Source organism: Lachnoclostridium sp. An76, from assembly GCF_002161355.1.
GTDB lineage: Bacteria > Bacillota > Clostridia > Lachnospirales > Lachnospiraceae > Mediterraneibacter > Mediterraneibacter caccavium.
The window spans coordinates 13190-38614 of sequence record NZ_NFHL01000009.1 but is presented as its reverse complement, the minus strand read 5'-3'; the positions used below and the strand labels follow the sequence as shown (position 1 = coordinate 38614).

Below are 25425 nucleotides of genomic sequence, written 5' to 3'. Positions count from 1 at the left end.
TTGAATTGGATTTTCTGCGAAATGCGTTTCGCGCTTATAAAAGGGAAGAGATTGTAGACAGTTTTTTTTCTAAAATTTTTTTTGATCAGGTCAAAAAACAGGTGACCGAAACTCCTTGGATCAATAGAAGGCGGTCAGAGCGCCTTACTACTGTTGAAGGGAGAACGGTCCAATGGGATAGGAAAAGATACTTTTACATGCGGAGTATGCCGGTGATGAAGATGCCGGCAGGAACAGAATTTAAGACAGGAGGCATAGCGAATGCGATTGATTTTGCATACAGCCAATGTAGTTTCCGACACGAAGAACTGCTTTTATCCGAACAGGGTGGAAGTAACTTCCGCGGAGGAACTGCATGAGGCGGCGAAGTTTGATCATGTGTGCGCAGAATACCGAAAAGATTACCGCAGCAAGAATAATTTTGTGAAGTCGAATGTTCTGGTGATGGATTGTGACAACGACCATTCTGAGGATCCGGAAGAGTGGATGACAGAGGAAAAGCTGGCGGAGCTTCTGCCGGATGTATCCTATGCGATTGCCTACAGCCGGAATCATATGAAGGAAAAGGACGGCAGGGGTGTCAGACCTAAGTTTCATGTGTATTTCGAGATCGAGGAAACGGAGGATCCGGATTATTATGCGGCGCTGAAGGCGGCGGTTCATGAGAAGTATCCTTTTTTTGACGGAAATGCCCTGGATGCGGCAAGGTTCATTTTCGGAGCGGATACCGGAGCGTGCGTCTGGCATGAAGGGTGGCTGGACATTGATGAAGAGGTGTCTGTGGATCCTTCCTATAAGGAAGAAGGGGAGATGCCAGTGAGTTCCGGTCCGATTACAGAGGGAAGCCGAAACAATTCTATGAGCCATTTTGCTGGCAGGGTTCTGAAAAAGTATGGGATTACGGATAAGGCGAAGGATGCTTTTCTGGAACATGCGAAGCGGTGTGATCCGCCGTTGGAGGAATCGGAGCTGAATACGATCTGGGCAAGTGCAGTGCGGTTTTATAAGAAAACAGTCATGATACAGCCAGGCTATGTGCCGCCGGAGGAATATAACGCTGAGTTTGGTTCCTTAAAGCCTGAGGACTATTCGGATATCGGAGAGGCGCGAGTGTTGGTCAGGGAATATGCCGGCGAGCTTCTTTATACGGATGCGACAGAGTTCTTAAGTTATGACGGGGTCTGCTGGAGAGAAAACAGGCAGAAGGCGGTCGGAACCGTGGAAGAGTTTTTGGATATGCAGCTTGTGGATGCCAGATCACAGTATTCGGCAGTGATGCAGGCGCTTATCTCCGGAGGTATTCCGGAGCAGGCTGTAAGAACCGGCGGGAAGGCTTTGGAGAAGCTGATTCCCCCGGAACTGAATGATGCTTATAAGGAATATCTGGCGGCAAAGGCTTATTACGCTTTCGTGATGAAGTACAGGAATTACAAGAATATCGTCAACACGCAGAATGCGGCGAAGCCTATGGTTGCGACAGATATTAATCTGTTTGACGCGCAGGAGAATTACCTGAATACGCCGGAATCAACTTATGACCTGAAGAAGGGGATAGAAGGCGCGAGGGCGCATAATTCAGCGGATCTTCTGACGAAGATTACGAATGTGTCGCCGGGGGATAAGGGAAAAGGCTTGTGGGAAAATGCCCTGCAGGTATTCTTCTGTAAAGATCAGGATCTGATTGATTATGTGCAGGAGACGGTGGGACTTGCGGCGATTGGAAAGGTATATGAGGAGGCTCTCATCATTGCGTATGGGGAAGGGCGGAACGGAAAATCTACTTTCTGGAATACGGTGTCGAGAGTGCTTGGTACCTATTCCGGAGCGATTTCTGCCGATGCCCTGACGGCTGGCTGCAGGAGAAATGTAAAACCGGAGATTGCGGAGCTGAAGGGAAAGCGTCTCATCATCGCGGCGGAGTTGGAAGAAGGGATGAGATTGTCAACTTCCATCCTGAAACAGCTGTGCTCCACGGATCAGATCCGGGGTGAGAAGAAGTTCAAAGATCCTTTTGATTTTGTCCCTTCACACACAGTAGTGCTTTATACGAACCATCTGCCGAAGGTCAGCGCATCCGATGACGGGACCTGGCGAAGGCTGATCGTGATTCCGTTCCATGCAAAGATCGAAGGTAATTCAGATATCAAGAATTACTCCGATTATCTGTATGAGCATGCTGCACCAGCCATTATGAGCTGGATCATTGAGGGTGCAAGGAAGGTGATCAGGCATGACCACAAGACAACAAAACCGAAGGTGGTTGTGGATGCCATTGCTGCTTACCGCGGGATGAATGACTGGATGGGCATTTTCCTGGAGGAATGCTGCGAGGTCGGTGACGGACTGGAGTATAAGTCTGGGGAACTGTATGAAGAGTTTCGTGCTTACTGCCTGCGTACCGGAGAGTATCAGCGTACAAATGCGGACTTTGTTTTGGAATTGGAGAAGAGAGGATTTACCCGCAAAAAGAAGAAATCCGGCATGTGGGTGCAGGGGCTGCAGGTCAAAGACACAGACTTTGCTGAATGATTATACCGGAAAGGTGCAGGGGTTGCAGGACTATTACCTATATCGCGTATAGAGATTTTTTTCAAGAAAAATCCCTATAAGGGGAATATAGAAATGTCCTGCACCCCCTGCACCATAAATTCGATTGATGGAGGAGCTATGAGAGAGAAACAGGTGGAGCAGAAACTGGTTCAGGCCGTAAAGGCCAGAGGCGGGATCTGTCCCAAGTTCGTTTCACCGGGATTTGATGGAATGCCGGATCGGATCGTGCTTCTGCCGGGAAGACATTTTGGATTTGTGGAGGTTAAGGCTCCTGGGAAGATGCCAAGGCCGCTGCAGGTATCCAGGCATAGGCTTATGGAGAAACTTGGATTTTCGGTGTATGTACTTGATGGTCCGGAGAAAATCGGAGGGATTTTAGATGAGATACAAGCCACATGATTATCAGAAATATGCGATCAATTTTATAAAGGAACATCCGATAGCAGCGATTCTGCTGGATATGGGGATGGGCAAGACCAGTATAGTGCTGGCGGCTCTGAATGACCTGATATTTGATAGCTTTGAGGTGTCGAAGGTGCTGATTATAGCGCCTTTAAGGGTCGCAAAACACACTTGGTCAACAGAAATTCAGAAATGGGATCAGCTGAAGGGACTCAGATACTCCATAGTAGTCGGTACAGCGGCAGAGAGAAGGAGAGCCCTTATGGTGGATGCAGATATTTATATTATCAACCGGGAAAACATCCCTTGGCTGATTGAGAAGAGCGGCCTGCCTTTTGATTATGACATGGTGGTGATCGATGAGCTGTCATCCTTTAAAAATTGGCAGGCAAAGAGATTTCGGGCATTGATGAAGGTGCGGCCGAAGGTAAAACGGATCGTGGGGCTGACCGGGACGCCTTCTTCCAATGGTTTGATGGATTTATTCGCCGAGTACAAGATCCTGGATATGGGGGAACGCCTGGGAAGATTTATCAGTCAGTACCGGCTGGATTATTTTGTGCCGGATCAGATGAACGGACCCATTGTGTACAGCTACCGTTTAAGGCCGGGAGCGGACAGGAGAATCTACAACCGGATTTCGGATATTACGATTTCCATGAAGGGAACGGACCATCTGAAGATGCCGGAGTTGGTAAATTCAGAATATATGGTCTACATGGATGAGGATGAGCGCAGGAAATATGAGCAGATGAAGCATGATCTGGTTGTAAGCCTTCCGGGTGGAGAGGTTACAGCTGCGAACGCTGCTTCTTTATCCGGGAAGCTGACGCAGATGGCAAATGGCGCTGTGTATTCAGATGCCGGCGGGATAGAGAATATCCATGACCGGAAGCTGGATGCCTTGGAGGATATGATTGAAGCAGCGAATGGAAAGAGTCTTCTGGTGGCCTATTGGTATAAGCATGACCTGATACGGATTTCCAGAAGACTGGATGTCCTGGGAGTGCGTTATGAAAAGCTGGATACGGACAAAAGTATCTGTGATTGGAATGCGGGAAGGCTGGAGGTTGGGCTGATACATCCGGCTTCTGCGGGACATGGGCTGAATCTGCAAAGCGGCGGGAGTACTCTGGTGTGGTTTGGGATGATATGGAGCCTGGAACTGTATCAGCAGACGATAGCCAGGCTTTGGAGGCAGGGACAGGAATCCGGAACTGTGGTGGTACAGCACATCCTGACAGCAGGTACTGTGGATGAGCGGATCATGAAGGCGTTATCCGAAAAAGATGCTACACAGGCCAGGCTGATTGATGCAGTGAAGGCGGAGGTGACGGCGGATGGTGGGAACTAAGAACCTGGCAGAAGATCCTTATGAACGGCTGGCGAACGCCATTATTCTGCAGGCTGTCACGGATTACCGAGCGGCGCTAAAGCGGATCAAACGGAAGCCGGAGGATTGGGAGACAATAGATGAAGCCATGAGAGTTGAGAGTTTTTTCCGTTCTGGCTGGTACAGTCAGCTGACAGCCGTTGACGGAGAATATCTGATTCGAAGACTTCAGGACGAAGTGAGGGAATGAGAGTCAATCAAGGGAGGCAATCCGAGGGGAACTATTTACGGATTTCAATCGGAGGTGGCTTATGGATAAACAGCAGACGGCGGTTAAGAACTTTTTGATGAAAGCGTATTATATGGATGAGCGGATCAACAGCAAGCTAGAGCAGGTAGCTTCCTTGAATGAATTGGCGATAAAGGCAACCTCGACCATGAGTGACATGCCTGGCAGCCCGAACCGGAACATTCATAAAACAGAGGACATCATTGTGAAGATTCTGGATCTGCAGAGGGAGATCCAGGAGGATGCCAATGAACTTCTGAACCTGAAGCAGGTGATCCGCCGGTGTATCAAGCAGGTGGAAGATCCGGAATGCCAGATCATTTTGGAAGAGAGGTATCTGCGGATGGTGAAATGGGAGCAGATCGCCACAACGCTGAACATGAGTATGAGGAAAGTGTTCCGGCTCCATGATGAGACGCTGAAAAAAATCGTGATTCCTGAAAGTTGGCAGTAAATGCTATAGATATGCAGTATGGAAGTATGATACTGTTAAGATGCGGAAAATAAAAAGAGAGAGCCTTGAGGAAGCGATTCCCCAAGGCTTTCTTTATGCCCGAAGGAGGTGGGAGTATTGCCGAGGAAACCGAAGCGGCCATGTTCCTGGCCGGGATGCCCGAACCTGACGGAAGGGAGGTTCTGTGAGAAACACCAGAAAGAAGAGAACCGTCAATACGAGAAGTACGGCAGGGATCCTGCTGTACGCCGCAGATACGGACGGGCATGGAAACGGATCCGCGATAAATACGCATCGGAGCATCCGCTGTGTGAGCAGTGCCTGAAGAAAGGACGGTATGTGAGGACCGAGGAGATCCACCATAAGCTGCCGGTGTCTCAAGGCGGCACCCATGAGCGGAGCAACCTGATCGCCCTGTGCCGGTCCTGCCACGCGAAGATCCATGCGGAGAACGGAGACCGCTGGCATAACCGGTGAAATTTCAGCCGGGGAGGGGCGGTCAAAATCTCTGTACCTTCTCTTCTGGGGAACGGTGCGGGGGTGTCACGCACAAAAACGAGAAATCAAACGGGGAATTATCCCCTGCAAGTCTGGGGTTCCCGCGAAGCTTGCTTCGTGGGGAGAGGACGAGGAGGTGAGAGGAACATGGCGAAAGATGGAACGATGCGCGGCGGTGCCAGGGTTGGCTCTGGCAGGAAATCCAAAGCGCTGACGGAAAAGATCGGCAGCGGGCTGGCGGCATCGGTCATTGACCTTCCGGAGCCGGAAGAGATCAGCGGCGAGGACGTGCCTCCGGTGAAGGAGTTTTTAAAGGCGGCTCAGAAAAGCGGTATCGATCTCTGCGCGGAGGATGTGTTCCGGTCTACATTCCTCTGGCTGAAGGAGCGGGGATGTGACCGGCTGGTGAATACCCAGCTGATTGAGCAGTACGCTATGTCGGTGTCCCGGTGGGTGCAGTGCGAAACCTGTATTTCTGAATACGGTTTTCTGGCGAAGCATCCGACCACAGGGGCGGCGATCACTTCTCCGTATGTGACCATGAGCCAGAATTATTTGAAGCAGGTAAACCAGTGCTGGTATCAGATTTATCAGATTGTGAAGGAAAACTGTTCCGTGGAGTACGGCGGCGCCAATCCCCACGATGACCTGATGGAGCATCTGCTGTCGGCACGGAAACGGGGATAGGAGGACTTGGATGGAGTATGTAAGAAAAAGGCTTTCAGAATTAAAGCCGTATGAGAATAATCCGAGGGTCAATGATGAGGCGGTGGACGATGTTGCGGAGAGCATCCGGCAGTGTTCTTACATCGCACCAATCATCATTGATGAGGATGGCATGATCCTGGCCGGACACACGAGATATAAAGCTTTGAAGAAGCTGGGGTATCAGGAATGTGAAGTGGTTATCGTTTCCGATCTGACGGAAGCGCAGAAGAAAAAGTATCGTCTGTATGACAACAAAACGGCTGAGATGGCTTCCTGGGATCAAAGGAAGCTGAGTGCGGAATTGTGTGATGTGGATTTTCAGGGATATGATTTCGGACAGCCTGAGATTGCGATTCCTGATGATGAAACGGAAGAGGCAGGCCCTAAGACGATGACCTGTCCCTGCTGCGAGGAGGTGTTCGAGGTATGAAGCTTCAGAAATTAAAGCTGGCTGACATAGAACCATATAAGAATAATCCGAGAAAAAATGATGCCGCGGTGAATGCTGTTGCGGAAAGCATTCGCCAGTGCAGTTATATTGCGCCGATCATTGTAGATGAGAATTATGTGATCATCGCAGGCCATACCAGATACAAGGCGCTTGTGGCTCTTGGTATGGATGGTGCGGAATGCCTGATCTGCGATGGGCTGACCGAGGAACAGAAGAAGAAATACCGGTTCCTGGACAACAAGACCGGTGAAAAGGCGGCCTGGGATCTTATGAAGTTGGAAGTTGAACTGGAAGGACTGGATCTGGAAGGGTTCGACTTTTTTGGCATGGCGGCTGATCTGCCTGTAGACAGCGATGGCAGCGGCGGTTCTGAAAAGGAACTGACCGGTACCACGGAAATAGATGCGGAGGTGTTTGGAGATGAAAAGTTCAAATACGAATGCCCGAACTGCGGTTTCCGGTTCAACTGAGTTTCCGTGGAAGTGGAGCCTGTCGGAGCTGGAGAAAAGACCGAATCATGGGCATACTGTGTTTTCCTGTTTTTCCTGCGGCGGCGGTTCCTCGATGGGATACAAGCTGGCAGGATATGATGTCGTGGGCAGCTGCGAGATCGATCCGGATATGATGAAGGTTTATAAGCAGAACAATCATCCGAAGCATTCATTTCTTATGGATGTCAGAGACTTCCTGAAATTGCCGGATGAAAAGATTCCGGAAGAGTTATTCCATCTGGATGTGCTGGACGGTTCGCCGCCATGCTCCGTGTTTTCCACAGCCGGAGCCAGGGAAGAAGGCTGGAATACGGAAAAGGTATTCCGTGAAGGGCAGGCAAAGCAGCGGCTGGATGATCTGTTCCTTTATTTTATAGCGATAGCGAAGAGACTGCAGCCAAAGGCGGTAATCGCGGAGAACGTAAAGGGGATCATCATCGGAAATGCCAAGGGCTGGGTCAACCAGATCGTGAAGGGGTTTGATGACGCAGGATATACAGTACAGATCTTTTTGTTCAACGCGGCGAGGATGGGAGTGCCTCAGAAAAGGGAGCGCGTCTTTTTTATTGCCCATCGGAAAGACCTGAAATATCCGAAGCTGTCTATGGAGTTCCATTCTAAGCCGATCCCGTTTGGGGATGTCCGGGAGCCGTATGGCAAGCCGATGGATCCGGACAGTATGCAGGCGAAGCTCCTGAAATACCGGATTCCGACGGATCGGTGTATTGCGGATATCAATGAGCGGGTGCGGAAAGTGAAGAACAACGGTTTTTCCACTCCGATCAACAGGGATGAGGAACCGGTGCAGACAATCGTTTCCGGCAGCAGCCTTTACAGGATGTGCGACGGCCTGCTGATGACGGATAAGGATATCATCAGCTGCCAGACCTTCCCGCAGGATTATGATTTTATGGGTCAGAGTGTCCAGTATATCTGCGGCATGAGCGTGCCGCCGGTGATGATGGCGAAGATCTCTGAGCAGGTGTACCGGCAGTGGCTGAAAGGCGGTGACGGGGATGAAGATGCGGAAGCTGAAGAAATATAAGCCGACAAAGTTCAAGGCGAAGGATTCTGTTTACGATGAGGAAGCGGCAGATTTTGCCGTGAACTTTATCGAGTGCCTGTGCCACACCAAAGGCACCTGGGCCGGGAAGCCCTTTGAACTAATCGACTGGCAGGAGCAGATCATCCGGGATGTGTTTGGCACCATCAAGCCGAACGGCTACCGGCAGTTTAATACCGCATACATTGAGATCCCTAAGAAGCAAGGAAAATCGGAACTGGCTGCGGCAGTGGCCCTTCTGCTCTGTTGCGGAGATGGTGAGGAACGGGCGGAAGTGTATGGCTGTGCCGCAGACCGGCAGCAGGCGTCCATTGTTTTTGAAGTGGCGGCGGATATGGTGCGGATGTGTCCGGCCTTAAATAAGCGGGTGAAGATCCTGGCTTCCCAGAAGCGGATCATCTATCAGCCGACCAACAGTTTTTATCAGGTGCTGTCTGCGGAGGCCTACAGCAAGCATGGGTTTAATATTCATGGAGTTGTCTTTGATGAGCTGCATACCCAGCCGAACCGGAAGCTGTTCGATGTTATGACAAAGGGTTCCGGCGATGCCAGGATGCAGCCTCTGTATTTCCTGATCACTACAGCAGGGACGGATACCAACTCCATCTGCTATGAGACGCACCAGAAGGCAAAGGATATCCTGGAAGGCCGGAAGATTGACCCGACTTTTTACCCGGTGATCTATGGGGCGGATGAGAGTGATGACTGGACTGACCCGAAGGTTTGGAAGAAGGCCAATCCATCCCTGGACATCACGGTGGGGATGGACAAGGTGAAAGCGGCCTGCGAGTCGGCAAAACAGAATCCAGGCGAGGAAAACTCCTTCCGGCAGCTGCGGCTGAACCAGTGGGTGAAGCAGGCGGTGCGCTGGATGCCGATGGAGAAATGGGATCAATGCGCTTTTGCTGTGAGCGAAGAGGAACTGGAAGGGCGCGTCTGTTACGGCGGCCTGGATCTTTCCTCCACCACGGACATCACGGCGTTTGTCCTGGTGTTTCCGCCCCTGGATGAGGAAGATAAGTTCCAGCTGCTCCCGTATTTCTGGATCCCGGAAGAGACGCTGGACCTGCGGGTGCGCAGGGATCATGTCCCCTATGATGTGTGGGAGCGGCAGGGCTTCCTGCAGACCACGGAGGGGAATGTGGTGCATTACGGATATATTGAGAAGTTTATTGAGCGTCTGGGGGAGCGGTTCAACATCCGGGAGATCGCTTTTGACCGGTGGGGCGCCGTGCAGATGGTCCAGAACCTGGAAGGCATGGGATTCACGGTGGTTCCCTTCGGCCAGGGATTTAAAGACATGTCGCCGCCTACCAAGGAGCTGATGAAGCTGACATTGGAGCAGAAGATCGCCCACGGCGGGCATCCGGTGCTGCGGTGGATGATGGACAACATCTTTATCCGCACGGATCCGGCGGGGAACATCAAGGCGGATAAGGAGAGATCCACGGAGAAGATCGATGGAGCGATCGCGGCGATCATGGGGCTTGACCGGGCGATCCGGTGCGGGAATGATACAGGGGAATCTGTTTACGATACCAGGGGCCTTCTGTTTATATAAAAGAGTCCTGCCGGGGCAAGACTCTTTGCAGATATACCGTGTTATTTTTTCAGCTTCAAACCATCCTTGAAGGCTTCCCCTATTCTGTCAGTGACTTTATAGTAGCCATGTGTATAGGGATCAAATGCGATTGCGTTGACCAATGACATATTCAGCTTATCACCTTCCATGACGCTTTCATCAGCAGTTACCCTGACAACTTTTCCAATTACACCGCATCCGAAGTCGTTGTTTTGATATTCGATAAAACGGCATTCCAGACACAGAGGGAATTCATTGATGACAGGAGCGTCTACGGCTTCGGATCTGGAAGCTGTCAGTCCGCTGTTTTTAAATTTGTCAGCGGTATGGTTTCCGGATTCCACGCCGAAATAATCCGCTTCCACGACATGGGCAGCATCCGCGATACTGACCGTAAATGCGCCTCTGGCTTTGATGTTTTTTACCGTTTTATGGGATTCGGTAAGGTTCAATGCTACCGTGTCCCGTTCCTGCATGGTTCCCCAGGCGGCATTCATGACATTTACACTGCCGTCTTCATTATAAGTTGCAACCATCAGGACTGGCATTGGGAAAATACCTTCTGTGATATTAAGCTGTCTCCTCATAAAAATAAACCTCGCTTTTCTGTTGGGATTGACATTTTTCATGTCCTTGCTTACAATTATAGCAATCACTGAATAAAAAACAAGTACTGGCTTATATGAAAGGTACTATCATAAAGGAAAGCGTAAAATGATAAAAAAATATATTGAAACAGCTAATTTTGAAGATACGGGGTTTAGTTACACAATGTCCTTGATTTCCGGTAAACACAAAATGGTAATCATGTATTGCCTTATGGAATACCAGACAGTCCGTTTTAATGAACTGAAGCGTTATCTGAAGAAGATATCGGATAAGACATTGAGCAGCAATCTGAAGGAACTGGAAGCGGATCAGCTTATTATTCGGAAAGAATATCCGCAGATCCCTCCAAAGGTAGAATATATGCTTAGTGAGCGGGGCAGGTCCTTGATGAACATTCTTGACCAGCTCTGCATTTGGGGTGAAGAAAACCGGATTTGACTTTATTTACAGAGCATCTGTCATGGCGACAGGTGCTTTTCTTTTGCCATTTTTCAGAAAGGATGATGACGGTTATGGGATTTTTCAGCAGTTTATTCCGTTCTCGTGACAAGCCGTCTGACCGGACGTCCGGCAGCGGCTATACCTTCTTTATGGGAGGGAGCACATCCGGGAAGCGGGTGAATGAACGGACGGCCATGCAGATGACGGCGGTGTACTCCTGCGTGAGGATCCTGTCGGAGGCGGTGGCCAGCCTGCCATTACAATTCTATAGATATACCGATGATGGCGGGAAAGAGAAAGCGGTGGAACATCCGCTTTATTTTTTGCTCCATGACGAGCCGAACCCGGAGATGACGTCTTTCGTGTTCCGGGAGACGCTGATGACGCACCTGCTTTTGTGGGGCAATGCCTACGCCCAGATCATCCGGAACGGAAGGGGCGAGGTGGTGGCCTTATATCCCCTGATGGCGGACCGGATGTATGTGGATCGGGATGACAAGGGGCAGCTGTACTACGAGTACACCCTGCATTCCGATGATGCGCCTACCATGAAGGGATCCATTGTCCGGCTGTCCCCTTGTGAAGTGCTGCATATCCCTGGTCTGGGATTTGACGGACTGGTGGGCTATTCGCCTATCGCTATGGCGAAGAACGCCATCGGCATGGCCATGGCCTGCGAGGAATACGGGGCGAAGTTTTTCGCCAACGGCGCGGCGCCTTCCGGGGTGCTGGAACATCCGGGGACGATTAAAGATCCCAGCCGGGTGCGGGAAAGCTGGCAGAGGACATTTGGCGGATCCGGGAACGCCAATAAGGTGGCGGTGCTGGAGGAAGGGATGAAGTACACGCCCATTTCCATCTCGCCGGAGCAGGCGCAGTTCCTGGAAACCAGGAAGTTCCAGCTGGATGAGATTGCCCGGATCTTCCGGGTGCCGCCCCATATGATTGGGGATCTGGAAAAATCGTCCTTCAACAACATCGAGCAGCAATCCCTGGAATTTGTGAAATATACCCTGGATCCCTGGGTGTCCCGGTGGGAGCAGTCCATGGTGCGCTCGCTGCTGTCCAGGGAAGAGAAATCAAAGTATTTCATCAAGTTCAATGTGGACGGACTGCTCAGAGGGGACTACCAGAGCCGGATGAACGGATATGCCACGGCAAGGCAGAACGGCTGGATGAGCGCCAACGATATCCGGGAACTGGAAAACCTGGACCGGATCCCGGCGGAGCAGGGCGGGGATCTGTACCTGATCAACGGGAACATGACGAAGCTTGCGGATGCCGGGCTGTTTGGAACAGGCCAGCAGGGGATGCCTGCAGGGGCAGATGATTTTGCGGGGAAAGGAGTAGAGATCTGATGAAGAAGTTTTGGAACTGGAAAAGCAGGAAGATCCGGGATCAGGATTCCGGTGAGGAGAGGATTGAGAGGGTGCTGTTCCTGAACGGAACCATCGCGGAAGAGAGCTGGTATGACGATGAAGTCACGCCGGCTCTTTTTAAGGAGGAGCTGATGGCGGGGAGCGGCGATATCACGGTATGGATCAACAGCCCCGGAGGGGACTGCGTGGCCGCGGCCCAGATTTACAACATGCTGATGGATTATAAGGGGAATGTCACGGTAAAGATCGATGGGATCGCGGCATCTGCCGCAAGCGTGATCGCCATGGCGGGCACAAAGGTATGGATTTCGCCGGTAGGGATGCTGATGATCCATAACCCGGCGACCATCGCCTGGGGAGATTCCGGGGAGATGCAGAAGGCCATTGAGATGCTGGAAAGCGTGAAGGATTCCATCATCAACGCCTATGAGATCAAGACCGGCCTGTCCCGGACGAAGCTGTCCCACATGATGGACGCGGAGACCTGGATGGACGCCGGGAAAGCAGTGGAACTGGGCTTTGCCGATGGGATCCTGAAACGTTCTGAAGTTCCGGATGACATGGAACCGCCCGCGGTATCCATGCTTTATTCCGAAGCAGCCGCGGTCAATTCCTTAATGGATAAGATCGCGGCAAAGTGCAGGACAAAACCGAAAACCGAACCGATGGGCCGCAGCGTAGACAGTCTCTACGAGCGGCTGAATTTATTGAAGAATTAGAGGAGGATATGACGATGACGATTTTAGAACTGAGAGAAAAGAGGGCGAAGGCGTGGGAGGCAGCGAAGGCTTTCCTGGATTCCCACAGGAATGAAAAAGGTGTGCTGTCTGCGGAGGATGACGCCGCCTATACCTGCATGGAGCAGGAGATCACGGATCTGGGGAAGGAGATCGCCCGGATGGAGCGGCAGGAAGCCTTTGAGAGGGAACTGTCCCAGCCGGTGAATACGCCCCTGACCGGGCGTCCGGCATCCGGCGGCGCGGGGAAGGAAAAGACCGGCCGCGCTTCGGAGGAATACAGGACAAACTTCTGGAACGCCATGCGCTCCAAGGTGCCGCTTTCCGGCGTGGTCAACGCTTTGGAGGAAGGGACGGATTCCGAGGGCGGGTACCTGGTGCCGGATGAGTATGAGCGTACCCTGGTGGAAGCCCTGGAAGAGGAAAACGTGTTCCGCCAGCTGGCAAATGTGATCCGTACTTCCAGCGGCGACCGGAAGATCCCGGTGGTGGCGACAAAAGGGACGGCCTCCTGGATCGATGAGGAAGGGGCGTACACGGAGAGCGATGATTCCTTCGGGCAGGTATCCATCGGGGCTTATAAGGTAGGTACCATGATCAAGGTATCCGAGGAACTTCTCAATGACAGCGTCTTTGACTTGGAATCCTATATCGCGAAGGAATTTGCCCGCCGGATCGGGGCGAAGGAGGAAGAGGCCTTCTTTACCGGGGACGGCTCCGGGAAGCCTCTGGGCGTTCTTGCTGCCACAGGCGGAGCGGAGACCGGGGTGACGTCGGCGTCCTCTACGGCTATTACGGCAGATGAGCTGATGGACCTGTTTTATTCCCTGAAATCCCCTTATCGGAAGAAGGCGGTATGGGTGCTGAACGATTCCACCATCAAGGCGGTGCGCAAGCTGAAGGATTCCACGGGGCAGTACCTGTGGCAGCCGTCCCTGATGGCCGGTACGCCGGATACCCTGCTTGGCAGGCCGGTGAAGACCTCCGCATATATGCCGGTGATCGCGGCGGGGGCGAAGACCATTGCCTTCGGCGATTTCAGCTATTACTGGATTGCGGACCGGCAGGGACGTTCCTTCAAGCGGCTGAACGAACTGTATGCCGCCAACGGCCAGGTGGGCTTCCTTGGCTCCCAGAGGGTGGACGGGAAGCTGGTACTGTCCGAGGCGGTGAAGGTGCTGGCGCAGAAGGCCAGTGCCTGATGTGTTGGATGTAAAAAATCGGGCGGTGTCCCCGGACATGGGGCGCCGCTGGTAAGGAAGGAGGGCAGGCGGGATGCTGGTGACGCTGGAAGAAATGAAGAATTATCTTCGGGTAGATGACGATGAGGACGATGGGCTGATCACCACACTTTTGGCATCTGCGGAGCGGATGTGCATGGATATCCTGCGGACAGATGAGGAAAGCGGCCTGCAGGAAGCGGAGAATGGAAAAACGGCGGTGATGTATACTGTGGCCTATCTGTATGAACACCGGGAGGAAGCTGACCACCATGCCCTGAACCTGACGCTTCGAGCCCTGCTCTTCGGCAGCCGGAAGGAGGCGTTCTAATGGAGATCGATCTTCTGAATGTAAAAGTGACCTTCCAGAAGAATTCCGTGGTGTCGGATTCTATTGGGAACCGGAAGAATGTCTGGGAGGATTATTATACCTGTCATGCCACGGTCAGCGGTGAGGGCGGGCAGGAAAAGGCAGCGGCCGGATTGACGGTGGCGGAATCCGACCTTGCTTTCACCGTCCGTTTCTGCAAACGGGCGGCGGAGGTGACGGCGGACGGCTTCCGCATCCTTTTTCAAGGGGAAATCTACAACATCGTGGCTGTGGATCACATGAACTATAAGAAGAAAGCGCTGAAGTTCCGGTGTGAGAAAGCGAGGCGGTGACTATGGGACAGACCGTGCAGATCGGGGATCTGGCGGACGCTGTTATGGAGACTTTGGAGGAATACGCGGATCTGGCTGCCGAGGATGTAAAGCAGGCGGTCAGGGATGCCGGGGAGACGGTAAAAAAGGAGATCCGTGCCAATGCCCCGAAGGATACCGGGGAGTACGCCAAAAGCTGGGCGGTGAAGAAGACAAAAGAGACATCCAGCAGCCTGACGCTGACGGTTCATTCAAAAAACCGCTATCAGCTGGCCCATCTGCTGGAGTACGGCCACGCGAAGCGGAACGGCGGCCGAGTGGAGGGCAAAGCCCATATCGCTCCGGCGGAGGAAAAGGGGATCCGGCAGCTGGAGGAAGAGATCGAAAGGAGCCTGAGGGATGGATAAACTTTTGGATATTTTGAAAAGCGCCGGATTCCCCTATGCTTATGACCATTTCGCGGAAGGGGAAGCACCGGATCCGCCCTTTGTCTGTTACCTATTGCCGGGGAGCGATAACTTTTCAGCGGACGGGAAGGTCTATTACCGGATCAGCGAGGTGCGGGTGGAACTGTACACGGATTTTAAAGCCCTTGCTTCGGAGCAGAAAATAGAGGATGCGCTTGATGCGGCGGGGATTTTCTATAATAAGACGGAAACTTGGATTGACAGTGAAAAGCTGTACGAGGTTCTGTACTCTTTTGAGATGGAGGGAGTAGGAAATGTCTACAAAGAAGAATAAAGTAAAATTTAATATCTGCAACGTACATTATGCGTTGATTACGGTGGATGAGGACGGGGACGTGACTTTCGGAACGCCGGTGGCTATGCCGGGCGCGGTATCCCTGTCCTTGGAACCTAACGGCGAGCCGTCCAATTTTTACGCGGATGGGTACGCCTACTATACGATCTCCAACAACATGGGCTATGAGGGGGATCTGGAACTGGCCATGGTGCCGGAGAGTTTCCGGACGGATGTGCTGAAGGAGTCACTGGACGACAACAGCGTGCTGGTGGAAAGCGCCAACGTGGAGACGGCGAACTTTGCCCTGCTTTTTGAGTTTGACGGGGATGTGAAGAAGATCCGCCATGTGCTGTACAACTGTTCGGCGGCAAGGCCGAATATTGAGTCCGCGACCAATGAGGAAGAGATTGAGGTACAGACGGAAACGCTGGCCATCACGGCGGCGCCCCTGGCCAACGGCTATGTGAAGGCACGTACCGGGGACAGCACCACGGATACGGTCTACACCGGCTGGTATACCTCTGTGTATATGCCGACGGTGACAGATCCGGAGAACTCCGGCGTACAGCAGTCCAGCCTGCGGGAAATGGAAGAGGATGAAATCGGAGGGGAGACATTATGAGCATGAAGAAAAATATCACGATTGATGGGCAGGAGGTCGCGTTTAAGGCCTCCGCCGCCATTCCCCGGATTTACCGGATGCGGTTCCACCGGGATATTTATAAGGATCTGCGGGATCTGGAAAAGGGGATCGACAAGAATGACCCGGAGAATTCCAATCTGGATCTGTTCTCTTTGGAAATGTTTGAGAATATCGCCTATGTGATGGCGAAGCATGCCGACCCTTCCATCCCGGATACGCCGGAGGAATGGCTGGACGGCTTTAATACTTTTTCCATCTATCAGGTACTGCCCCAGATCATTGAGTTGTGGGGGCTGAATACCCAGACGGATGTGCAGGCTAAAAAAAACTTCGCCCGACTGACCGGGAAATGACGACTCCCCTGTTCCTCCTGCGGTGTGTGCAGCTGGGGCTTTCCATCCGGGATCTGGATCTTTTGACCATCGGGATGGTGAACGATATGTATGTGGAGAGCAGCAATGATGAGCATAAGTATGCGGTGGTGGCAACGCAGGAAGATATGGATCGGTTCTGATGGCAGCTGAGAATCAGTTGCCATCCGCCTGTAACTCTGAAAGAAGAAAGTTCTTTACATCAGTAATATGCTGCCGGAAGTGGTTTTTTCTGGAATTTTCCAGGGAAAGAATACGGAAAAGTTTCCGTTCCAATTCCGCAATGAGTTTCTTATTTTTTATGATGTAATGTTTTTGGTCCCCGCCAACATGCACCCCGTCTATGTATTTGTCTGTAATCGGGATCGCATCACTGATGAAGAAAATAGACTGTGATGAAGTTCGTCCGATATGGTAGTAGCAGGAGCGGATGTCTCTTTCTGGGAGATTAAGATAAAAATCCAGCCGCTGCTGTTGGGCTTGGTTTCTGTGATTTAGTTTTCCCATAGGAATCGCCCAGTATAAATCGGGATGTTCACTGGATTTAATGAGGCATACCATGGGACGATGTTTGGTATCATTCCATGTGCCGCCAACAGATTGGATCATTTTAGAAAATTCAGGGGTAGCGTAATACAATCCTCGTTCTATCATTTGGATACCTCTTTCTTGTAAAAGAAAGCCTCCGGCTCTCACCGGAGGCTGATAAACAATGTTTCTTTGCCGCACATTGTGAAGCGTATTTGTGTAAGCAATGTTTCTTTGCCGTACATTGCGAAACGTGTTTGCATAAACAGTGTTTCCATGCCGTACACCGTAAAACGTTCTTACACCTATATTATATGTATCAGCAGAGAAAAAATCAATGAAAAATTTATGAAACTTTAAAGAGAAATTTTAAGGAGACTCGGAGCAATTCGGGCTTTTTCTATGTCCATTTTCAGGAGGTGGTGACACATGGCAAGCCGGATCAAGGGGATTACGGTGGAGATCGGCGGCGATACCAGCGGGCTGGAAAAGTCGCTGAGCGCGGTGAACAATTCCATAAAGAAGACCCAGAGCCAGCTTCGGGATGTGAATAACCTTTTGAAACTGGATCCGTCCAATACCATTCTTCTGACGCAAAAGCAGGAGCTTCTGCAGTCGGCCATCGGGGATACGGAAAAGAAGCTGGAAGCCCTGGAGCAGGCTCAGGAAGATGTGGCGAAAGCCTTTGAGCGGGGCGACCTGGGGAAGGACCAGTACATGGCTTTCCAGCGGGAGGTTGAGGAGACCAGAGGTACGCTGAACCGGTATAAGGTGGATCTGTCTGGTCTGCAGTCAGAGCAGGAGCGGCTGGCTTCTAATACGGAACGTCTGAATAAGCTGTTTGCGGCGACTGGATCCAGTGTGGATGATTACGCGGACGTGCTGGGGAGCCGTTTGGTGACGGCGATCCGGAACGGGACGGCTTCTTCTGACCAGCTGAAAACCGCTGTGGAGAAGATCGGGAAAGCGGTCACCGGCGGGAAGGCGGATATCAAGCAGCTGACCGCCGCCCTGGACACGGTGGATGACGGGCAGGCCGTGCGGAACCTGATTGAAGACCTGAACGGCGTGGGAGATGCCGCCCGGGATGCCGCGGATGACATTGGGGAGATTGCCCAGGCGACCAAAGGCACCGCCCTGATGGAAGTTGCCGACCAGTTATCTGTGGTCGGGGATAAGATCCAGGATGTGGGCGATAAAGCGGTATCCGCTTATGCGGAGACAGAGACTGCTGTCTCTAAAGTGAACGCTTACTTCGGGGAGACCGGAGCAGCAGCCGAAGCCAGTGCGGAGATTGTGAAGAATGTGTATGGATCCGGTGTGGGCCAGAGCATGGATGCGGTGGCGGAAGCGGTCATCATAGTCAAGAAGAATCTGGGGGATCTGGGAGATACTGACCTGACCAACCTGACGAAACAGGCGCTGACGCTGGAAGAACTGTACGGGATTGACATGAATGAGACCCTCCGGGGTGTCAACTCTCTGATGAAGCAGTACGGCATGACGGCCCAGGAGGCCATGGATTATATTGTCCGGGGTACCCAGAACGGCCTGGATAAGACCAATGAACTGGGGGATAACCTGTCCGAGTATGCCGGGAAATTTGAGCAGGCGGGGTATTCCGCTTCGGAGTATTTCCAGCTTCTGCAGAACGGTCTGCAGGGCGGGGCGTATAACCTGGATAAGGTTAATGATGCCATCAACGAGGTGACCACCCGTCTGGCGGACGGAACTATCGGGGATGCTATTGACCTGTATTCCCAGAAAACCCAGTCCCTGTTCCTGGCATGGCAGAATGGGGAGGCTACCCAGAAGCAGGTGATCGATTCCATTGTGGCGGATATCGCAAACTGCACCAACGAGCAGCAGGCCCTGAATATGGCGGCGGAAGCCTTTGGCACCATGGCCGAGGACGGGAACCTGAAATTCATTACTTCCCTGACTTCCGTGGGAGAGACTTATGACAGCGTAGCCGGATCTGCGGAAAATCTGTTCAGCCAGACCCAGACACCGATGCAGGAGATGGAGGCGAATACCCGGAAGCTTCAGCAGGCGCTGGTTCCCCTTGGGGAAAAGATCGTGGAGTTGGCCAATGTGGTTCTGCCGCCTCTGGTGGCCATTATTACGGCAGTGAGCGAGGTATTCGGGATGCTGCCGGAACCGGTACAGAATTTTGTCATCATCCTGGGCGCATTGCTTGTGGCATTTACCGCATTGACGCCGGTGATCGCGGCCCTGGCGGTGTCCTTCGGGGCGCTGAACATTTCCCTGCTCCCGGTGATCGGGATCATCGCCGGGGTGGCGGCGGCCATTGCCGGAATCATCGCCATTGTGAAAAACTGGGGAGCGATCACGGAGTGGTTCGGGAATCTATGGCAGGTAGTATCCCAGAAACTGATGGAATTATGGAACGGGGTGGTGGTCTTTTTTACGGAGACCATCCCGGCAGCGTTCCAGATTTTCATCGGCTTTTTTTCTGCGATCCCGGACTGGTGGAGCGGCCTGTGGTCACAGGTATCCGCGTTTTTTACGGATATCTGGAATGCGATCCTGCAGAATCCCATTGTCCAGCTGGTGGTGACAACGCTTACTTCTTTGTGGGAGAACGCGAAAAATACCCTGCAGGGCATCTGGTCGGGGATCTGTCAGATTGCCTCCGGCGCCTTTGAACTGCTGAAAAATGTGATCCTGGCTCCGGTGCTCCTGCTGATCGACCTGGTGACGGGAAATTTCTCCCAGCTTGCATCCGACGCGGCCAATATCTGGAACAATATCAAAAATGCCGCCGCTCAGATCTGGTCGGGAATCCGTCAGGTGGTGACTTCTGCGGCTTCGGGACTGAAGCAGGGCGTGGAGACTGTACTTTCGTCTCTGTCCCAGTTTGCCTCGCGGATCTGGTCCGCTATGAAGCAGACGGCGTCTTCTGTCTGGAACGGAATCAAGACCACGGTGGTGAATATCGCTTCTTCCCTGCGTGAAGCAGCGGTGTCCGCCTTCCAGCGGATGGTCTCCGGGATCGGCTCTGCCCTTTCTGGGCTGTATTCCGTGGTTTCCAATGGATTTTCTTCTGCCATCCGGTTTATTACCGAGTTGCCGGGGCAGGCGTTTCAGTGGGGAAAAGATTTCATCCAGGGACTGGTCAACGGAATTTCCAGCATGATCCAGAGTATGATCAACACAGTTTCCGGTCTGGCTGACCGGATCCGCTCTTTCCTGCACTTCTCGGTTCCGGATGAGGGGCCGCTGGCAGATTATGAAACCTGGATGCCGGACTTCATGAAGGGACTGGCGAGTGGGATTGAAAAGAACCGGAACCTGGTGGAAAAAGCTGTGAAGGATGTGGCTTCGGACATGGTGATTTCACCGAAAGTAAATGGGATGGAGTATGGCTATACCGATGGCGCTTTCTCCGGCGGGAATATGTCCGACCTGATCTCCGGGATCTCATCCGCGGTATCGGAAGCCCTGGCGGGATTCTCCGGTCCGCAGGGGAATATTGTGATCCCGGTATATGTAGGCGGTACGCTTTTAGATGAACTTGTGGTGACGGCGCAGGCGAGGCAGAACCTGCGGTCAGGAGGGAGGTAACCGATGGCATTTATACAGTATCTGACTTTTGACGGCACAGCCCTTCCTCTGCCGGATTCTTATGAGGTGCGGATGGATGACGTGGAGGCGGATTCCGGCGGGGAGACAGAGGCAGGGACGGTGCAGCGGGATGTGGTGCGCGCAGGCGTGGTGAGCATCCCGGTGACGTTCTCGGTATCGGCAAAGTGGCTGAAGATTCTGACGGAGTTTAAACAGCAGGAAAAGATCACGGTGGGATATTTTGATACGGAAATGCTGGCAGTGAAAATGGCGGAGATGTATGTGGAAGGATATAAGGCGGCTTTGGTGAAGGATACGTCCCGGAAGGGGCTTTGGACGGTGAGTTTTACTCTAAGAGAATTTTAAAATTGTCATTTCTGCCGAGGAAAAAATGTGTTAAAATAAATCATAGTTCCTGACAATAGAAGTTCAGTCTGTTTAGAAAGAGTTGAGAAAATGAGTAATATATATGAACAACTTTTGTATACAACCTTACGAGTAGAGTGTTTGGATAAAAACGGAAATTTATTTTCAATTGGTACTGGATTCTTATTACAACGCCCTGTAGCTGAAAATAAGATAAAAATGTATTTGGTTTCAAACAAGCATGTGTTATGTGGTGCAGATTCTATTGCGATTTCCTTTACGAAAATGAAGAATGGAGAAGCTGAAATAGGAAATGTGGTTCGAGTTCCTATTACAAAAATTCAAGGGAATATTGTCTCACATAAGGATCCAGATGTGGATATAGCGATTTTAGAATGTACAGGACTTTTCCTTTTATTACCGGATCAATTATATTTTAAAGCGGTTTCATATGACATGTTAGCAACTTTTGAAGAGCCTGAGTTGTCAGTGGCAGAAAATGTTTATTTTATAGGATATCCGGATAATAGATTCGATGAAAAAAATAATTTACCATTGATTCGTACAGGAATGATTGCGAGCCATCCAAAGTACGATTATAACGGAAAACCAATTTTTATTATTGATGCCCAAGTGTTCCCGGGATCAAGCGGGAGCCCGGTTTATATAGACCTGACATATGAAAATATGAAGAATGGACAAATTGTCATTGGGAAAAGAAATTTAAAATTGTTAGGTATAGTATCAGCAACGATGATTAGAAATAATCAGTTAAAATCTATTCAGACAGGAACAAAATTTTTAACAGAAGAGGTTTTAGGATTAGGTATAGTGTATAAAGCGACGGCTATAAAAGACCTAATTGATAGTATGCCTACAGATAATTAATTGTTATACACACTTTTATCAAAGTTTGATAAGCATCAGTCTGAAATGATTGGTGCTTTTTTGATGCCTGGAAACGGAAGGAGGGGTGTCATGTACCCGGTGAGCGTGGCGTTCCTGCAGGCGGTGCAGGGGAACACACGGAAGTATTACTGGACAGGAAAGATCACAACTGCTGCCGGAGCGGAGTATCCGTTCACGCAGGAAGATATTGTGAAAGGCAGCGGCTATATTACGGCCCAGTGCTGCGGCAATTCGGAGATTGAACTGGGAGCCGTGTACGCGGCGGAGATGGGGATCAGCCTGTTCCTGGATATCGACCGGTACACTTTGGAGGATGCGGAAGTGGAACTGTCCTACCACCTGCGGTTGGCGGACGGGACTTACGAAGCTGTTCCTATGGGGATCTTTGAAGTGAGCGAGGCCAATCGGACCGTCCATGTGCTGGAATTGAAGGCTTATGACAGGATGCTCCGCTTTGACCGGGCTTTCAATGGTTTTGAGACCATCGGTACTGCTTACGGGATGATGGCGCTGTGCAGTACCGCCTGCGGGGTGGAACTGGCGCAGAGCCAGACGGAGATCGAAGCGCTTCCCAACGGATCGGAACTGCTTTCCATTTACCCGGAGAATGACATTGAGAGCTACCGGGATGTGCTGTATTTTACAGCGCAGGTGCTGGGCGGATTCTTCTGCATCAACCGGGAAGGGAAGCTGGAGTTTCGGCAGTACGGGGAAACTCCGGTGATGGAGATCCTGCAGAAGCACCGGTTTTCCAGCAGCTTTTCTGATTTTGTGACGCGGTACACGGCGGTCAGTTCCACCAACCTGCGGACGCAGACTTCCGAGTATTACGCGTTGGAAGAAGATGGCGGACTGACTATGAACCTGGGTGTCAATCCCCTCCTGCAGTTCGGACTGGAAGAAACAAGGGCGGAGCTGTGCGGGAATATTTTGACAGCTCTGTCCGCAGTCAATTACGTGCCCTTTGATTCGGATACCATCGGGAATCCGGCGCTGGACCTGGGGGATGTGCTGACCTTCTCCGGCGGGCAGGCGGACGCCCAGCAGATTACTTGCGTGACATCCTTTACGGTCAAGATCGGCGGCAAGCAGAGCCTGAAATGCGTGGGGAAGAATCCCCGGCTTTCCCAGGCAAAGTCCAAGAACGATAAAAATATTTCCGGCCTGCTGAACCAAATTGAAGCTGGGAAGATCGGTATCCACACATTTACAAATGCCTCTGAGTATTCCATCGGCGAGACGGATGTTCGGATCATCAGTATTGAGTTCGCTTCCAAAGAGGAAAACCATGCCCAGTTCTTCGGGCAGGTAGTGGTGGACGTGGAAGCGCAGACGGTGGAGAAATCCACCCAGGCCAGCGGTACTATCGTGATCCCGTTCCCCTCCGGAAATGTAGGAGACAGCGGCTGGGCGGCGGATACAGAAAATGGTTCTGAGGATGGCGCTGCCGGGGAAGAGACCACGGATATTTCCGTGGATGTGAGCCTGCCGGTGACCTGGACGGAGGACGGGAAGGCGGTCTGCTATGTGACCTTTGAACTGAACAACGTGGAGATCCTGCTCCATCATCCGGTGGAGACCTGGCACAGCGGGAAACACATCCTGTCTTTGTATTACCCGATTGAAAATATCGTGCCGAATATTACCAATACTTTCAACGTGTACCTGCGGATAGAGGGCGGTTCCGGCAGTGTGGGGATCGGGGACTGCATCGCTTCCATCAGCGGCCAGGCCATGGCAGCTGCGGCGGCCTGGGACGGCAGGATCGACATTGAGGAATCGGCGGCATTATTCTCCATTAACAGCGGTCTTCAGGCAAGGGGCTTTACGGTGGCAGTCGATGTGGGGACGATGGAACTGGTACAGAAAAGCTATGCGGATACTATGACGGGAAGGACTGGGATCGGCGCATTCTGCCGACCGGTCACACTCACTTAAGCAACGGGAGGATTGAGATTATGGTTTTGAAAGGCGTTATGACGATCGAACTGACAGATGAGAATACCGGGGCGGTGGAGACCGTCACGGAGGAGAACATGATCACTGAGGCGGTGAACAACATCCTGGGCTTAAATCCCATGGGGATCTTTTACGCCGCCACCGGGGAGTATGATGATGCCTTGCTTTGGAACGGGAACCTTCTTCCCATCTGTCCCAACATGATCGGGGGCATCCTGCTTTTTTCCGAAGCGCTGGCGGAGGATGAGGAACTGCTGTATGAGAGCTCCGACAATCTGCCGGTGGCCTATGCCTCCAATGATGTGAATTCCACGGCCAACCTGGCCAGAGGAAGTCTGAACCTGACGGAGAGCATGGCGATTTCCAATGGATATAAGTTTGTCTGGGAATTTACCCCGAACCAGGGAAACGGCACCATTGCGGCGGTGGCATTGACCAGTTCCTTCGGCGGGGAGAACGGCTTCGGCAGCCTGACCGGGGATGCCAGCGCCTTCCTGCAGCTGAAGGCGGCGGATATCGGGGCAATACCGGATGCCAACAAGATGGTGCTGTTTGAGGCAGTGGAGCTGGATTTTGAGGACAGCCTTTTGTATTCCATCACTTTTGAGAACGCGGGCGTCCGGATCCGGAAGCTTCGGATCCCGGTGTTTTCCATCGGCTTAAATGAGAAACTGGATGATTCCACCTATACGGTGCTGGAGGATGAGGTGCTGACGCCGGAGACCTTTGAGTTCCTGGGAAGCTATACCAAGTACGGGGATTTCCTGGACGGGCAGGACGGATACTGGTACGGGTTTTCCAATGAGGGGAATTCCTCCGGGGACGCTGCGATGCTCTGGATCAAGATCTCTAAAGCAGATTATTCCTTCACGGAAGGGCAGTGGACGCTGTCCAACGCAAAACTGATGGATGTGGGTACCCGGGCTTTTGATACATTCGCGGAGCGTAGTGTGAAATGCTGCGTCCGGGGCGGGTATCTGTATGTGCCTGCCTATGACAAGAAGGGGATCTATAAGATCAGCCTTTCCAACTCCACGGATGTGACGCTGATCGAGTTCGGTTTTACGTCCAAGTGGAAGCCTTTGTGCGAGACTGGCTCCTGCGAGCTGTACCTGACGCTGATCGGGGATCTCATTATCGGCGGGGATTTCCAGATCACGGCGGAGGATACGGTGATCCAGACCCAGGGAAGTGTCCGGCTCAATAACGCCGCGACGCCCCTGTTCCAGTACAAGAATTTCCTGTTTGGATGGGGCGGCAGCTATGGCAATGAATACCGGACAGCTTATCTGCTGACGCCGTACCTGGCATCCATCAATAACCTTTCCTCAGCGGTGGTGAAGACGGTTGATAAGACTATGAAGATCACCTACACGCTGACGGAGCAACCTGATTCCGTGCCGTAGGGAAAATATCTGTCCCGGAAAGGGCAGGCGGCACTTTATATAGAAACTGATTGGCAGGCGCT

General features: G+C 52.0%; 29 protein-coding genes. 27 read left to right on the top strand and 2 right to left on the bottom strand.

Annotated features, from left to right (window positions below):
• The first annotated feature begins 261 nt into the window (after positions 1-261).
• The 11 genes from B5G27_RS13355 to B5G27_RS13305 all read left to right on the top strand — a co-directional run bounded on the left by B5G27_RS13355 (position 262) and on the right by B5G27_RS13305 (position 9800).
• Entirely contained in the window at positions 262-2529 is a 2268-nt protein-coding gene (locus B5G27_RS13355) for a phage/plasmid primase, P4 family (RefSeq protein ID WP_087179362.1), read from the top strand.
• 138 nt (positions 2530-2667) lie between these two features.
• A complete protein-coding gene (locus B5G27_RS13350; protein ID WP_087179361.1) occupies positions 2668-2949 on the top strand; it encodes a VRR-NUC domain-containing protein in 282 nt (93 codons plus the stop codon).
• The gene (locus B5G27_RS13345; RefSeq protein ID WP_087179360.1) at positions 2930-4306 is read left to right on the top strand and encodes a DEAD/DEAH box helicase; all 1377 of its coding nucleotides are present in this window, start codon (positions 2930-2932) and stop codon (positions 4304-4306) included. The genes B5G27_RS13350 and B5G27_RS13345 overlap by 20 nt, the downstream gene beginning before the upstream one ends.
• Complete coding sequence (locus tag B5G27_RS13340) at positions 4293-4535, top strand: hypothetical protein (RefSeq protein ID WP_087179359.1); 243 nt, start codon at positions 4293-4295, stop codon at positions 4533-4535. The genes B5G27_RS13345 and B5G27_RS13340 overlap by 14 nt, the downstream gene beginning before the upstream one ends.
• A gap of 61 nt (positions 4536-4596) precedes the next feature.
• Positions 4597-5028: a DUF1492 domain-containing protein gene (locus tag B5G27_RS13335; RefSeq protein WP_072525033.1), complete on the top strand. Its 432-nt coding sequence runs from the start codon at positions 4597-4599 to the stop codon at positions 5026-5028.
• 117 nt (positions 5029-5145) lie between these two features.
• Complete coding sequence (locus B5G27_RS13330; protein WP_087179358.1) at positions 5146-5505, top strand: HNH endonuclease; 360 nt, start codon at positions 5146-5148, stop codon at positions 5503-5505.
• A gap of 168 nt (positions 5506-5673) precedes the next feature.
• Positions 5674-6213: a P27 family phage terminase small subunit gene (locus B5G27_RS13325; RefSeq protein WP_072525034.1), complete on the top strand. Its 540-nt coding sequence runs from the start codon at positions 5674-5676 to the stop codon at positions 6211-6213.
• A gap of 10 nt (positions 6214-6223) precedes the next feature.
• Entirely contained in the window at positions 6224-6664 is a 441-nt protein-coding gene (locus B5G27_RS13320; RefSeq protein WP_087179357.1) for a ParB N-terminal domain-containing protein, read from the top strand.
• Entirely contained in the window at positions 6661-7155 is a 495-nt protein-coding gene (locus B5G27_RS13315) for a ParB N-terminal domain-containing protein (protein WP_087179356.1), read from the top strand. The genes B5G27_RS13320 and B5G27_RS13315 overlap by 4 nt, the downstream gene beginning before the upstream one ends.
• On the top strand, positions 7106-8221 hold the full coding sequence (locus B5G27_RS13310; protein WP_087179355.1) for a DNA cytosine methyltransferase: 1116 nt from the start codon (positions 7106-7108) through the stop codon (positions 8219-8221). The genes B5G27_RS13315 and B5G27_RS13310 overlap by 50 nt, the downstream gene beginning before the upstream one ends.
• Entirely contained in the window at positions 8193-9800 is a 1608-nt protein-coding gene (locus B5G27_RS13305) for a terminase large subunit (protein ID WP_087179354.1), read from the top strand. Before B5G27_RS13310 ends, B5G27_RS13305 begins: the two co-directional genes overlap by 29 nt.
• A gap of 41 nt (positions 9801-9841) precedes the next feature.
• On the opposite strand, the gene B5G27_RS13300 is transcribed toward B5G27_RS13305, so the two are convergent.
• Positions 9842-10408, bottom strand: a complete 567-nt coding sequence (locus B5G27_RS13300) for a flavin reductase family protein (protein WP_087179428.1) — start codon at positions 10406-10408, stop codon at positions 9842-9844.
• Between the two features lie 127 nt (positions 10409-10535).
• Here B5G27_RS13300 and B5G27_RS13295 point away from each other — a divergent pair, with 127 nt between their 5' ends.
• The 11 genes from B5G27_RS13295 (at position 10536) to B5G27_RS16165 (ending at position 16750) form a co-directional block, all read left to right on the top strand.
• Complete coding sequence (locus tag B5G27_RS13295) at positions 10536-10868, top strand: winged helix-turn-helix transcriptional regulator (RefSeq protein ID WP_087179353.1); 333 nt, start codon at positions 10536-10538, stop codon at positions 10866-10868.
• A 74-nt stretch (positions 10869-10942) separates the two neighbouring features.
• Positions 10943-12229: a phage portal protein gene (locus B5G27_RS13290; protein ID WP_143449730.1), complete on the top strand. Its 1287-nt coding sequence runs from the start codon at positions 10943-10945 to the stop codon at positions 12227-12229.
• A complete protein-coding gene (locus tag B5G27_RS13285; protein WP_442911431.1) occupies positions 12226-12969 on the top strand; it encodes a head maturation protease, ClpP-related in 744 nt (247 codons plus the stop codon). The genes B5G27_RS13290 and B5G27_RS13285 overlap by 4 nt, the downstream gene beginning before the upstream one ends.
• 14 nt (positions 12970-12983) lie before the next feature.
• Positions 12984-14189 (top strand): phage major capsid protein, encoded by a 1206-nt coding sequence (locus B5G27_RS13280; RefSeq protein ID WP_087179351.1) that lies wholly within the window; start codon positions 12984-12986, stop codon positions 14187-14189.
• Positions 14190-14262: 73 nt separating this feature from the next.
• Positions 14263-14538, top strand: coding sequence for a head-tail connector protein (locus B5G27_RS13275; RefSeq protein ID WP_087179350.1), 276 nt, complete (start codon positions 14263-14265; stop codon positions 14536-14538).
• Positions 14538-14870 (top strand): phage head closure protein, encoded by a 333-nt coding sequence (locus B5G27_RS13270; RefSeq protein WP_087179349.1) that lies wholly within the window; start codon positions 14538-14540, stop codon positions 14868-14870. Before B5G27_RS13275 ends, B5G27_RS13270 begins: the two co-directional genes overlap by 1 nt.
• 2 nt (positions 14871-14872) lie before the next feature.
• A complete protein-coding gene (locus B5G27_RS13265; protein WP_087179348.1) occupies positions 14873-15256 on the top strand; it encodes an HK97 gp10 family phage protein in 384 nt (127 codons plus the stop codon).
• Positions 15249-15590 (top strand): hypothetical protein, encoded by a 342-nt coding sequence (locus B5G27_RS13260; RefSeq protein ID WP_087179347.1) that lies wholly within the window; start codon positions 15249-15251, stop codon positions 15588-15590. The genes B5G27_RS13265 and B5G27_RS13260 overlap by 8 nt, the downstream gene beginning before the upstream one ends.
• Positions 15571-16215, top strand: a complete 645-nt coding sequence (locus B5G27_RS13255) for a major tail protein (RefSeq protein ID WP_087179346.1) — start codon at positions 15571-15573, stop codon at positions 16213-16215. The genes B5G27_RS13260 and B5G27_RS13255 overlap by 20 nt, the downstream gene beginning before the upstream one ends.
• Positions 16212-16589 carry a hypothetical protein gene (locus tag B5G27_RS13250; RefSeq protein ID WP_087179345.1) on the top strand — a complete coding sequence of 126 codons (378 nt, stop codon included), beginning with the start codon at positions 16212-16214 and terminating at the stop codon, positions 16587-16589. The genes B5G27_RS13255 and B5G27_RS13250 overlap by 4 nt, the downstream gene beginning before the upstream one ends.
• Positions 16586-16750 carry a hypothetical protein gene (locus B5G27_RS16165; RefSeq protein WP_164488454.1) on the top strand — a complete coding sequence of 55 codons (165 nt, stop codon included), beginning with the start codon at positions 16586-16588 and terminating at the stop codon, positions 16748-16750. The genes B5G27_RS13250 and B5G27_RS16165 overlap by 4 nt, the downstream gene beginning before the upstream one ends.
• 13 nt (positions 16751-16763) lie before the next feature.
• Here B5G27_RS16165 and B5G27_RS13245 read toward each other — a convergent pair whose 3' ends face one another.
• Positions 16764-17261, bottom strand: coding sequence for a hypothetical protein (locus B5G27_RS13245; protein WP_087179344.1), 498 nt, complete (start codon positions 17259-17261; stop codon positions 16764-16766).
• 303 nt (positions 17262-17564) lie between these two features.
• Here B5G27_RS13245 and B5G27_RS13240 point away from each other — a divergent pair, with 303 nt between their 5' ends.
• From B5G27_RS13240 to B5G27_RS13220, 5 genes are all read left to right on the top strand, one after another.
• Positions 17565-20723, top strand: coding sequence for a phage tail tape measure protein (locus tag B5G27_RS13240; protein ID WP_087179343.1), 3159 nt, complete (start codon positions 17565-17567; stop codon positions 20721-20723).
• 3 nt (positions 20724-20726) lie between these two features.
• Positions 20727-21089: a hypothetical protein gene (locus tag B5G27_RS13235; RefSeq protein ID WP_087179342.1), complete on the top strand. Its 363-nt coding sequence runs from the start codon at positions 20727-20729 to the stop codon at positions 21087-21089.
• Positions 21090-21179: 90 nt separating this feature from the next.
• Positions 21180-21977 carry a S1 family peptidase gene (locus B5G27_RS13230; protein ID WP_087179341.1) on the top strand — a complete coding sequence of 266 codons (798 nt, stop codon included), beginning with the start codon at positions 21180-21182 and terminating at the stop codon, positions 21975-21977.
• A gap of 90 nt (positions 21978-22067) precedes the next feature.
• Complete coding sequence (locus B5G27_RS13225) at positions 22068-23936, top strand: hypothetical protein (protein ID WP_087179340.1); 1869 nt, start codon at positions 22068-22070, stop codon at positions 23934-23936.
• A 20-nt stretch (positions 23937-23956) separates the two neighbouring features.
• Positions 23957-25363, top strand: a complete 1407-nt coding sequence (locus B5G27_RS13220; RefSeq protein WP_087179339.1) for a hypothetical protein — start codon at positions 23957-23959, stop codon at positions 25361-25363.
• The last annotated feature ends 62 nt before the right edge of the window (positions 25364-25425 follow it).

Excerpts from the sequence above, each read along its gene's own strand:
- B5G27_RS13265 (WP_087179348.1), top strand. The coding sequence starts at position 14,873 with ATGGGACAGACCGTGCAGATCGGGGATCTGGCGGACGCTGTTATGGAG.
- B5G27_RS13325 (WP_072525034.1), top strand. The coding sequence starts at position 5,674 with ATGGCGAAAGATGGAACGATGCGCGGCGGTGCCAGGGTTGGCTCTGGC.
- B5G27_RS13350 (WP_087179361.1), top strand. The coding sequence starts at position 2,668 with ATGAGAGAGAAACAGGTGGAGCAGAAACTGGTTCAGGCCGTAAAGGCC.
- B5G27_RS13275 (WP_087179350.1), top strand. The coding sequence starts at position 14,263 with ATGCTGGTGACGCTGGAAGAAATGAAGAATTATCTTCGGGTAGATGAC.
- B5G27_RS13315 (WP_087179356.1), top strand. The coding sequence starts at position 6,661 with ATGAAGCTTCAGAAATTAAAGCTGGCTGACATAGAACCATATAAGAAT.
- B5G27_RS13225 (WP_087179340.1), top strand. The coding sequence starts at position 22,068 with ATGTACCCGGTGAGCGTGGCGTTCCTGCAGGCGGTGCAGGGGAACACA.
- B5G27_RS13250 (WP_087179345.1), top strand. The coding sequence starts at position 16,212 with ATGAGCATGAAGAAAAATATCACGATTGATGGGCAGGAGGTCGCGTTT.
- B5G27_RS13255 (WP_087179346.1), top strand. The coding sequence starts at position 15,571 with ATGTCTACAAAGAAGAATAAAGTAAAATTTAATATCTGCAACGTACAT.
- B5G27_RS13290 (WP_143449730.1), top strand. The coding sequence starts at position 10,943 with ATGGGATTTTTCAGCAGTTTATTCCGTTCTCGTGACAAGCCGTCTGAC.
- B5G27_RS13235 (WP_087179342.1), top strand. The coding sequence starts at position 20,727 with ATGGCATTTATACAGTATCTGACTTTTGACGGCACAGCCCTTCCTCTG.
- B5G27_RS13245 (WP_087179344.1), bottom strand. The coding sequence starts at position 17,261 with ATGATAGAACGAGGATTGTATTACGCTACCCCTGAATTTTCTAAAATG.
- B5G27_RS16165 (WP_164488454.1), top strand. The coding sequence starts at position 16,586 with ATGACGACTCCCCTGTTCCTCCTGCGGTGTGTGCAGCTGGGGCTTTCC.
- B5G27_RS13220 (WP_087179339.1), top strand. The coding sequence starts at position 23,957 with ATGGTTTTGAAAGGCGTTATGACGATCGAACTGACAGATGAGAATACC.
- B5G27_RS13300 (WP_087179428.1), bottom strand. The coding sequence starts at position 10,408 with ATGAGGAGACAGCTTAATATCACAGAAGGTATTTTCCCAATGCCAGTC.
- B5G27_RS13260 (WP_087179347.1), top strand. The coding sequence starts at position 15,249 with ATGGATAAACTTTTGGATATTTTGAAAAGCGCCGGATTCCCCTATGCT.
- B5G27_RS13305 (WP_087179354.1), top strand. The coding sequence starts at position 8,193 with ATGAAGATGCGGAAGCTGAAGAAATATAAGCCGACAAAGTTCAAGGCG.
- B5G27_RS13280 (WP_087179351.1), top strand. The coding sequence starts at position 12,984 with ATGACGATTTTAGAACTGAGAGAAAAGAGGGCGAAGGCGTGGGAGGCA.
- B5G27_RS13310 (WP_087179355.1), top strand. The coding sequence starts at position 7,106 with ATGAAAAGTTCAAATACGAATGCCCGAACTGCGGTTTCCGGTTCAACT.
- B5G27_RS13345 (WP_087179360.1), top strand. The coding sequence starts at position 2,930 with ATGAGATACAAGCCACATGATTATCAGAAATATGCGATCAATTTTATA.
- B5G27_RS13230 (WP_087179341.1), top strand. The coding sequence starts at position 21,180 with ATGAGTAATATATATGAACAACTTTTGTATACAACCTTACGAGTAGAG.
- B5G27_RS13340 (WP_087179359.1), top strand. The coding sequence starts at position 4,293 with ATGGTGGGAACTAAGAACCTGGCAGAAGATCCTTATGAACGGCTGGCG.
- B5G27_RS13335 (WP_072525033.1), top strand. The coding sequence starts at position 4,597 with ATGGATAAACAGCAGACGGCGGTTAAGAACTTTTTGATGAAAGCGTAT.
- B5G27_RS13270 (WP_087179349.1), top strand. The coding sequence starts at position 14,538 with ATGGAGATCGATCTTCTGAATGTAAAAGTGACCTTCCAGAAGAATTCC.
- B5G27_RS13320 (WP_087179357.1), top strand. The coding sequence starts at position 6,224 with ATGGAGTATGTAAGAAAAAGGCTTTCAGAATTAAAGCCGTATGAGAAT.
- B5G27_RS13355 (WP_087179362.1), top strand. The coding sequence starts at position 262 with ATGCGATTGATTTTGCATACAGCCAATGTAGTTTCCGACACGAAGAAC.
- B5G27_RS13295 (WP_087179353.1), top strand. The coding sequence starts at position 10,536 with ATGATAAAAAAATATATTGAAACAGCTAATTTTGAAGATACGGGGTTT.
- B5G27_RS13240 (WP_087179343.1), top strand. The coding sequence starts at position 17,565 with ATGGCAAGCCGGATCAAGGGGATTACGGTGGAGATCGGCGGCGATACC.